The following is an 8,209-nucleotide window of genomic DNA, read 5'->3' as shown; positions in this document are numbered from 1 at the left end:
AAGGCCATGTTTGCCAATATGGCATCGACTCCGGCCAATAACGGTACGCAGATCTACCAGATCAAATTTGCTTATGATTACAAGACCATCTATTTTTGTGACAATGACGGCCATGTCATTGCGTCTCACCCATACACCTTTGTGGAGCGCAATGACAATCTGGGAATGCTGGCCGGGGAGACAACCTATGTATTCAAGGCGGATGACGATGCGGGGGTGCTGACCTATATGGCAATGCTCAAACCCCACTTCGACGAGGGTATGGATGAGACCACCATGCCCGCCCACATCCATTTCTACTATGCCGCAACGAAGGATACCCTGGGCACTTACAAGCCGGACAGCGTAACCCTCAATGGTTGGATGCCGACCATGCTCCAGATGGGCGATGAATTCAGCACGGCGGATAAGACGGCTCTGCTCAAATGCCTGTTTGGCATCAATAATGCTCCTGAAGAGCCGGTTGCCGCTACAGGAATATTAGTAGTAGCCCATGGGTCGGATGAAAATTGGAACCAGCGTGTACGCGAATCAGTAACCCAGGTTGAAGTGCCTTATCCAGTAGAATTAGGCTTTTTAGATGTGGAAACAGAAAACATAGCGATGGCCGTGCAGGCACTGGAGCAAAAGGGAGTAAAACGAATTGTGGCTGTTCCCATTTTCGTTTGTTCTGCTTCCAGCCACATGGAAGAAATAAAATATATGCTCGGTTTACCCAGCTCGCTAAATGATGAAGCCGCACAAAAAAAAGGTCTGGAAAGAATCGAAAAAACTGCTACGGTGGAATTGACCCCCGCTTTAGATGATCATTTATTGGTTGCCGAAATTATCAATGAAAGATTGAAAAATCTTAGCCAGAACCCTGAAAAAGAAATTGTAGTTCTGGTTGCTCACGGCACATCTGATCCCGAAAATCTGGCTGTCTGGAAAGAAAAGATGGCATCCCTGGGGGATAAACTGCAGCAAATACAAGGATTCAAGCAAGTATGTTGCGGATTTGTGGGAGCGGGAACACCCAAAATAAGAACCGTGGTTGAAGAAGTGAAAAATAGTAATCCTGACTGCACAGTTATAGTAATGCCGGTTATGTTGAGTGCAGGAGTTTATACGGACAGTAAAATACCCACCAGCCTGGAGGGTATAACCTATCTGTACCCCGAAGCCGGGCAAAGAGCGCTATTGCCTCATGCCAACATAGCCAAATATATTGCATTTCGTGCCAATGACGCGATCATGGGAGACATAGAAATGCAGGAATCAGGGCAGCTATATGTGGTCCAGTACTCTGATGTTGCTCTGGAAGAGGGAGGTAAGGTCTGCGTCTGCGGCTCCCTTGCTTATCGGGCTATGCAGGAAGCACTTGAGGTTTTAAGCCCCCGGACTGTTGCTGAGCGCAGTCGTTTTACCGTATTGGGACCAAAATCGAAAGGCACTGAGGCGGCACTGCAGGCCATACTCGGTGACGGTAGATTCCAATTGGAAGAACGGCCTCATAATGAAGCTTATTATAGTTATCAGATTACTGATTGCGAGAGGGGCACGATACTAACAGTAAAGGCGCGTCCCGAGGTATTTTCGGATAACTTCTTTGCCTTAAAAACCAAGATCAAAAATAATACCGCAACCTCTGAGGAAAAAAAGGCATTTCAAGTTCTTCGGGCTCAAGTAGTGGAAAAAGTGCGCTGGGAAGAGGCCGATAATTTGTTTGCCATCGAGGCAAGCACCGCCTTCGCGGGCGGCAGCGGCACGCAGTCCGATCCTTACCAGATCGCAACAGCGGCGTAGCTTGACCGGGTGCACCGGGTGTGCAATCATACCATTTCCAATCTGACTATTGCGGAAGATTCTGTCAGGGTCGCTCTCTTTGGTGCCAATACTTAAACCTTGTCCGGCGTACCGTTGCTTATGTTGGATAAGCACTTTGCGGGAACTGCCCCGCATTCCCAGAGTATCTATTTTTTCAAAGGCAGCATTCGCAACAATATTAAAGTCGGGAGGATGGATGCCACCCAGGAAGAAAGCGAATGGTGCAGCAGGAGGCGGTCGGCTGGTTGGAGCATGAAGGCTTCATGAACGCAGGGGCAATATGATATATAATGACAGTATTAAAACGGGGAGGTGTAATATGAATTCTTCCGACATTTCCACTTATGAGAAAAGCCTGTTATTATCACAGCCCCTGCGGGAACCGGGCTTAAAAAACATTATTCAGTATCTGCCGCTTCCCAGCTCTGGAATCGGATTGGATATCGGATGCGGAACAGGTTTTACTACATTTATGCTGGCGGAAGCTCTGGGGCCTGCGGGTAGCGTAATTGGTTTTGATATCGAAGAAAGGTTTTTACAAAGCGCACGATTGCTGCGCCAAAATAAACCGCAGATCCGCGAACGGGTTGAATTTGTCCAGGGTAATGCCGGGGATTTGCCTTTTTCGGGAAAAAGCTTTGATTGGGCCGTCAGCATCGATTGTGTCGGCGTTCTGGATATTGACCCGGTAGTAATGTTAAAAGAAATCGGCCGGGTGCTAAAACCCGGCGGCCGGGTATTTATTATTATGTGGTCTTCCCAGATGCTGCTGCCGGGATATCCGCTCCTGGAGGCGCAATTGAATGCTACTGCGGCCGGCATTGCTCCTTTTAAAACCGGGATGGCACCAGACCGACATATCATGCGGGCGCCGGAATGGTTCCGGTCGGCTGGTTTTCAGGATATCCAAACCCATACTTGCGCTATGGATGTTTGCTCACCTTTAAGTGCTGAGATAATTGTTGCTGTAAGCGACCTGTTTATAATGCGTTGGGGAAGCTGCGAAAAGGAAGTGGCACCGGAAATCTGGCATGATTACCAGCGTTTATGCCAGCCCGATTCAACTGAATTCATTCTAAATGTTCCGGGATATTACGCTTTTTTTACTTATAGCGTATTTTCCGCACGAAATAGTTAATGTTTACGGCGAGATTTATAATTGCAAGCTATAGTACATATAGGGCGAAGGCGGCAGTTATTTGTGGATAGAAAATAAGATGGATGCAGGCGACCGGGCCAAAATAATTCCGGCTATAAGATGGCCGGCAAAATTGTCGGTGCTCTTGTCTACGTCATCCGGCTGAAAGGCCGTTTCGCTCAAATCCAGGTCTGAGGGCAGGGATTCTCTGAGGTTTTCCAGGGTTTCCCGGACCTTTTTGCCCACCGGTATGATATTTCGGTCATCTTTAAAATATGCCGCAACCAGCACGGCGTTTTTATCACCCTGTTTGCATTTATAGGCATCGTCCTTACTCTCCATATAAACTGAGGCGATGTCTTTAAGCCTTACCATAGCGCCCGTTTGCCTGGATACGCCCACAATTATGTTCTTCATATCATCCAGGGACTGGTACAATGCCTCGGTTTTAACATATATTTTGCCCGCTTCGTTTTCCAAAGCCCCATTGGGAATTTCCAGATTTTGCGCGTACAGGACCTGGTTTACTTCGCTCAAAGAAAATCCGAGTTGGTTCAAACGGTCACTATCGACTTCCACCGTTACCTGCTTTTCAACCTTGCCCACCAGTTTGGTTTTATAAATTCCGTCTATTTCACTCAGGGCATCCTCTATCTCTTCGGCATAGGCGGATAGTTCTTCATAGCTGTAGCCGCCGCCGGAAAGGCTTAACAGCACCCCGGCTACTTCAGCCACCTTGGTATTTACTTCCGGTTCAAAGCAGCCGTCGGGCAGATCGTCCTTTATTTCACCAATCTTTTCCCGCAGTTCCCGGTTGGCTTTGTCGATTTCATCACTGCCGGCGTCGGTATTATAGCAAACAATAACCACCGACACGTTTTTTCCCGACTCGATTGGAGGCCAATAGCTTTGCTTCGTATTTCCTGGTGCCTGATGATGCTTTGCGTTATTATCTGAATTTAAGGTTGCAAAATTCATCACGCAAACCTAATATGCGTGATTTGATATACCTGGAGAACTATTTTGCGGTAAGTCATGCACTGATGTTATTAAGGTTGATAAATATGGGCGTTATAAGCGAAGCAGAAGCTGAACAGATGAAAGCAGGCGTTATTTCCGCTGCTATCAGGCTGGGCTACAGTCCTGCTTTATATCGGGATACTGCCGATGATCAAGGCAGGGTCATTTATTCAAACTATGCCGAACTGGCGGAAGAGTTGTTAGAAGCCGGGCAAATAACTTATGGGAAATATGAAGAGTTATTGCTTGAAGGGGGCTATGGGGAAATATTATTTGGGGATGGAGAAGAAAATGCAGATTCAGACGCCGGTAATCTTTGACACTGACTGCCTTGATTTTCTCATCCGTCCAATGGAAAACAGAGCGAACGGTCAGATGTTTATTGGACATACCACATATCATAGGGGTCGCGGCTGAGCAAAAGCAAGCCCACGGGGAAAACAAAGCACTCCAGGGCCATTAGGATGACCTTGAAGGTGACGTATCCGTTTTGGAAATTATCCGCAAACCGCACACAGGAGTCCCGAAACCGCAGCATGGTATTTTGGCAAATACGGACATGAACATCAATCAGATCGCAGAGCTTGTAGGTTATAAGGACGCAGGATATTTCTCCAAATTGTTTTGCAGGAGCACGGGCTTATTACCAAACCAATATCGTAAACTCGAACAGAGCCAACAAAGGAACTTCCCTCTGTTTGCTGCGCTTAATTATTATTGCAAGGAGATTGTCCTCCCGTTGACTTCATCTACTTGGGTCCCCAATTATCTTTCGAGCTATACATATTGATATTATTACTTTGCATGCATATTATATCAGTAGGTAAGGAATACAATGATTCCATGGAAGGGGCTTTCGGCCTTTTGGCCTGGTTTTTTTCGGCTATGGGGGCAGCTGCAGACCCATTAATAATCCGCCATGATAATAATGTTTAAAAGGGTTTGTTTGTTCAGAAGAATTGCGATGTGGCTAAAATGGCAGATTTAAAACAAATCACTATGAGTACCGGTACGTGTTAATATTAATACTATAGTATCTTTATCAATTCTATAAATTAACAACCAATCAGGTATTATATGACATTCTCTGTATTTTATCCAATTTCCGCTTAATGCATGATCCTGATACTTTTCGGCTAATTTATCGCCATTGGCCAACTTTTTAACTACTTCAGTTAATAAATCAATATTATAACCACGTTTTACCAATAATTTTAAATCTTTATCAAACTTTCTAGTTCTTTTGACGATATACATTAACCTATAATCTCCTTCATCATCTCATCGACATCATAAAATCCTTTTACAGAATCATCATGGATAATTCTATCTGCTTCTTTCATCGCTTCAATTGTCTCCGCATTAGGGATATCAACAGAGATTTCAAAAGGTATTTTACCTTGTCTAACTGCTGCTTTTATAAATACTGTTAATGCAGTAGTCATATTCATTCCAAATTCTTCGAAAAGCTCTTCTGCCTGTTTCTTTAAATTCTCATCAATTCGCATGGTTATACTTGTCTGCGCCATGATAACAGCTCCTTTTTATATTGTACTTACATTGTACTGCGGCAACTATACTGTGTAAATAGGGTAAACGCTATATCCAGAGCACGAAAGAAATGTCGAAGGACTTAATCGAATATATGTAAGCGGTCAAGTATTTTGGAGAAATTTTGGCCAATAATTTTCCATAGGACTACGGGCTTAGTATAGAATCTCGATGTTTAAGGCGGTAACTGTCGCCGGTCAGATTGAATATTTCACTGTGATGAGCGATTCGATCCAGGATAGCGGTAGCGATAACCGGGTCTCCCATCAATTCGGCCCAGTCTTCAAAACCCTTGTTTGAAGTTATTATTAAGGCTGTCTGTTCGTAAAGTGATGATATCAATTGAAAAAACAAATTAGCTTCTGGCCTGGTAATAGGGACAAAACCTATCTCGTCAATTACCACTAAATATGAAGCCTTGATCCGTTTTATCCTCTGGCGGATCCGGGTTGAGGTTGTTTGCCTTTAGGCTTCCACAATCTGCACCCCAGCGGGAAAATGCGTAAGCTCATGGAGAAAAACACCGATGAGTTGGAGCATTTTATTTCCCATCAACTGCCCGACGCCGCGCAGGCCGTCATCACGCCGCTGGCGTTTCTTGTCTGCATTTGAATTTCCGAAAAATCGGACTGTCAGCGATAAACGATTTGGGGCTTCGCTCCTTGTCCGTTACGGAACTGGAGAATAAGGCGGGGCCAAATCATTCGCGCGAAAAAATGTTATATATCGAAGGTTTCTCGTTCTCCTATAACAACCGGCAATCGCTTACTATTCCCTCTCTAAAACTGCCGCAAAACACGGTTATAGGCATTTTAGGCTTTAACGAAGCGGGAAAACCACATTTGCCAGATGCCTTTGCGGGCTGGAGAAATCGGCAAAGGGCGTGCTGCGCCATAACCACGGGCAATACAATACAAAACAAAGATTGAAACTTTGTTATATGGTCCTGCAGGATGTGAACCATCAGCTTTTTACTGAAAGTGTGCTGGATGAAATTCTTCTCAGCATGGAGGATGAAGACATTTCGGCCGCTGAGAAAAAGAGCACGGGCATATTACCAAACCAATATCGTCCCTCTGTTTGATTCGTCTACTTATTATTGCAAAGCGATACTATATATAATACTATAATAACGGGAGGTTTTAGGTGTGGCGGGCGTGGATAAAATAATAGAAAAAATGAAACGGCAGCCAAACGGAATACGTCCCGAAGAAGCTGAAAAGGTATTAAAAGCAAACGGATACGAATATAAAAGGCAGAAGGGCTCACACCGACACTACTTGCACCAAAACGGAGACTTAATAACTGTAAAAATAGAAACGCCGTTGAAAGCAGTCTATGTCAAAGATATTTTAACCCGAATAGGTGAATAAGCCGCTTATTCCTAATACCTTAGAAAGGGGTTCTATGTATGCGGACGGAAGAATATGTTAAATTGCCTTATACGAGAATTATTCAGGAAATAAATGATGAAAGCGGACATTATTTTTACGGCAGGATAATGGAGCTGGACGGATGCCAGAGTACAGGCGATACATTGGAGGAATTATATAAAAACCTGAATGAAGCTCTTGAGGGCTATATTGAAACCAAACTTGAAAACAACCTGGATATTTCCCTCCCTGTTAATCAAGAAGATTATAGCGGCAAATTTGTGGTAAGGCTTCCTAAATCCCTGCACATGAGGCTGGTCCTGGAAGCTGAAAAAGAGGGAGTTTCACTTAATCAATATGCACTATACAAACTTGCCAGATAATGCATAAATGAATCATGCCCTGCCTGCCTCATGGAGGCTTTACTTAAGATTAATTAAGTCTGGATAATATCTTGCTTGTAAAGCCTTCCTACTGCTCCTCTTCATCGCCCATTATAAACTTGTTTACGTTTTGTGCCTGAGCGTTAGCGAAAGGAATGGTTATAAATGTGAAAGCAGTTGTTTGCACAAAATATGCTGCCGGAAGTGCTTTATACCCGGAATTGATCTTCCAATGCTGCAACTATTTTCTTTTTATCTTTTCGCCTGCTTACGGAAAGGGAATGCGCCTCGAACCACTACAATGTAGGCAATACGAAGTTGACGCTGGATACCATGATAAACTGGATTGAAATGATAAAAATTAAACATTGACCCGGGTCTTTATTGTTTTGGCCTGGCCACGACATAGGCCAGGGGAAAGGAAGCTTTGAGCAACACGGAATCCAGGACGGTAAAAGCGTTTTCTTCCAGAAAAGCATGAAAGCTCTGCTGCGTCCATTTGTGATAGGCGCGCAAACCACTTAGCGACATTAGCGCAAAAAACAATAGAGCCTTTTTACTGCCTGCATGTACAAAAGTAGGCGCAATCAGTCTACCGTCCGGCTTAAGTACCCTGTGGCTTTCTGCCAGTGCTTTTTCCGGCTCCGGCATGATGTGCAGGGTGTTGCAAATGATGACAGCATCGAAACTGCCGGGAGCGAAACGAAGATCACAGGCGTTCTGCGCGGAAAAATGCACATTGGCCAATCCCAAATGTTGCGCCTTTTTCTGTGCCTTAGCTACCATACTAGGAGAGAAATCAATAGCGTCAATATTCTGCATCCGGTCAGCCAACCCAAGGGCAATAATGCCTGTACCGGCAGCAATCTCCAGTACCCGGTCTTCCGGCTGGAGCAGAAGGGCAATACGTTTGATGATTGTGCGCCACGAAGGCGCAG

The 8,209-nt window shown here is 44.8% G+C and carries 12 protein-coding genes; 7 read left to right on the top strand and 5 right to left on the bottom strand.

Annotated features, from left to right (window positions below; translation table 11 throughout):
- A partial coding sequence (locus tag B2633_RS04815; RefSeq protein WP_483169512.1) for a sirohydrochlorin chelatase occupies positions 1–1,785 on the top strand: 1,785 nt, incomplete at its 5' end.
- A gap of 340 nt (positions 1,786–2,125) precedes the next feature.
- Positions 2,126–2,944, top strand: coding sequence for a class I SAM-dependent methyltransferase (locus B2633_RS04810; protein WP_061214085.1), 819 nt, complete (start codon positions 2,126–2,128; stop codon positions 2,942–2,944).
- 57 nt (positions 2,945–3,001) lie between these two features.
- On the opposite strand, the gene B2633_RS04805 is transcribed toward B2633_RS04810, so the two are convergent.
- Positions 3,002–3,820: an efflux RND transporter permease subunit gene (locus B2633_RS04805; protein ID WP_160328927.1), complete on the bottom strand. Its 819-nt coding sequence runs from the start codon at positions 3,818–3,820 to the stop codon at positions 3,002–3,004.
- Between the two features lie 116 nt (positions 3,821–3,936).
- On the opposite strand from B2633_RS04805, the gene B2633_RS04800 reads away from it, so the two are divergent.
- Both B2633_RS04800 and B2633_RS04795 read left to right on the top strand, forming a co-directional pair.
- Entirely contained in the window at positions 3,937–4,284 is a 348-nt protein-coding gene (locus tag B2633_RS04800) for a hypothetical protein (RefSeq protein WP_153014687.1), read from the top strand.
- Between the two features lie 170 nt (positions 4,285–4,454).
- Positions 4,455–4,754 (top strand): helix-turn-helix domain-containing protein, encoded by a 300-nt coding sequence (locus B2633_RS04795; protein ID WP_201785614.1) that lies wholly within the window; start codon positions 4,455–4,457, stop codon positions 4,752–4,754.
- Between the two features lie 194 nt (positions 4,755–4,948).
- Here the strand turns inward: B2633_RS04795 and B2633_RS04790 are convergent, their stop codons facing one another.
- From B2633_RS04790 to B2633_RS04780, 3 genes are all read right to left on the bottom strand, one after another.
- On the bottom strand, positions 4,949–5,221 hold the full coding sequence (locus B2633_RS04790) for a type II toxin-antitoxin system YafQ family toxin (protein WP_061214089.1): 273 nt from the start codon (positions 5,219–5,221) through the stop codon (positions 4,949–4,951).
- A complete protein-coding gene (locus B2633_RS04785) occupies positions 5,221–5,493 on the bottom strand; it encodes a type II toxin-antitoxin system RelB/DinJ family antitoxin (protein ID WP_061214090.1) in 273 nt (90 codons plus the stop codon). Before B2633_RS04785 ends, B2633_RS04790 begins: the two co-directional genes overlap by 1 nt.
- Before the next feature lie 169 nt (positions 5,494–5,662).
- A complete protein-coding gene (locus tag B2633_RS04780; protein ID WP_082736090.1) occupies positions 5,663–5,959 on the bottom strand; it encodes an ATP-binding protein in 297 nt (98 codons plus the stop codon).
- Positions 5,960–6,123: 164 nt separating this feature from the next.
- On the opposite strand from B2633_RS04780, the gene B2633_RS04775 reads away from it, so the two are divergent.
- The 3 genes from B2633_RS04775 to B2633_RS04765 all read left to right on the top strand — a co-directional run bounded on the left by B2633_RS04775 (position 6,124) and on the right by B2633_RS04765 (position 7,271).
- Positions 6,124–6,444 carry an ATP-binding cassette domain-containing protein gene (locus B2633_RS04775; protein ID WP_483169508.1) on the top strand — a complete coding sequence of 107 codons (321 nt, stop codon included), beginning with the start codon at positions 6,124–6,126 and terminating at the stop codon, positions 6,442–6,444.
- A 219-nt stretch (positions 6,445–6,663) separates the two neighbouring features.
- Complete coding sequence (locus tag B2633_RS04770) at positions 6,664–6,888, top strand: type II toxin-antitoxin system HicA family toxin (protein WP_061214093.1); 225 nt, start codon at positions 6,664–6,666, stop codon at positions 6,886–6,888.
- Positions 6,889–6,926: 38 nt separating this feature from the next.
- The gene (locus tag B2633_RS04765) at positions 6,927–7,271 is read left to right on the top strand and encodes a type II toxin-antitoxin system HicB family antitoxin (RefSeq protein WP_061214094.1); all 345 of its coding nucleotides are present in this window, start codon (positions 6,927–6,929) and stop codon (positions 7,269–7,271) included.
- Positions 7,272–7,652: 381 nt separating this feature from the next.
- Here B2633_RS04765 and B2633_RS04760 read toward each other — a convergent pair.
- A partial coding sequence (locus tag B2633_RS04760) for a class I SAM-dependent methyltransferase (RefSeq protein ID WP_483169506.1) occupies positions 7,653–8,209 on the bottom strand: 557 nt, incomplete at its 5' end.

This window comes from Syntrophomonas sp. UBA1041 (assembly GCF_002316705.1).
Taxonomy (GTDB): Bacteria; Bacillota; Syntrophomonadia; order Syntrophomonadales; family Syntrophomonadaceae; genus DTU019.
This window is presented reverse-complemented; position numbering and strand designations above follow the sequence as displayed.

What these genes read in the sequence shown, in the direction of transcription:
- B2633_RS04810 (WP_061214085.1), top strand. Translation starts at nt 2,126, where the DNA reads ATGAATTCTTCCGACATTTCCACTTATGAGAAAAGCCTGTTATTATCA.
- B2633_RS04800 (WP_153014687.1), top strand. Translation starts at nt 3,937, where the DNA reads ATGCGTGATTTGATATACCTGGAGAACTATTTTGCGGTAAGTCATGCA.
- B2633_RS04790 (WP_061214089.1), bottom strand. Translation starts at nt 5,221, where the DNA reads ATGTATATCGTCAAAAGAACTAGAAAGTTTGATAAAGATTTAAAATTA.
- B2633_RS04785 (WP_061214090.1), bottom strand. Translation starts at nt 5,493, where the DNA reads ATGGCGCAGACAAGTATAACCATGCGAATTGATGAGAATTTAAAGAAA.
- B2633_RS04765 (WP_061214094.1), top strand. Translation starts at nt 6,927, where the DNA reads ATGCGGACGGAAGAATATGTTAAATTGCCTTATACGAGAATTATTCAG.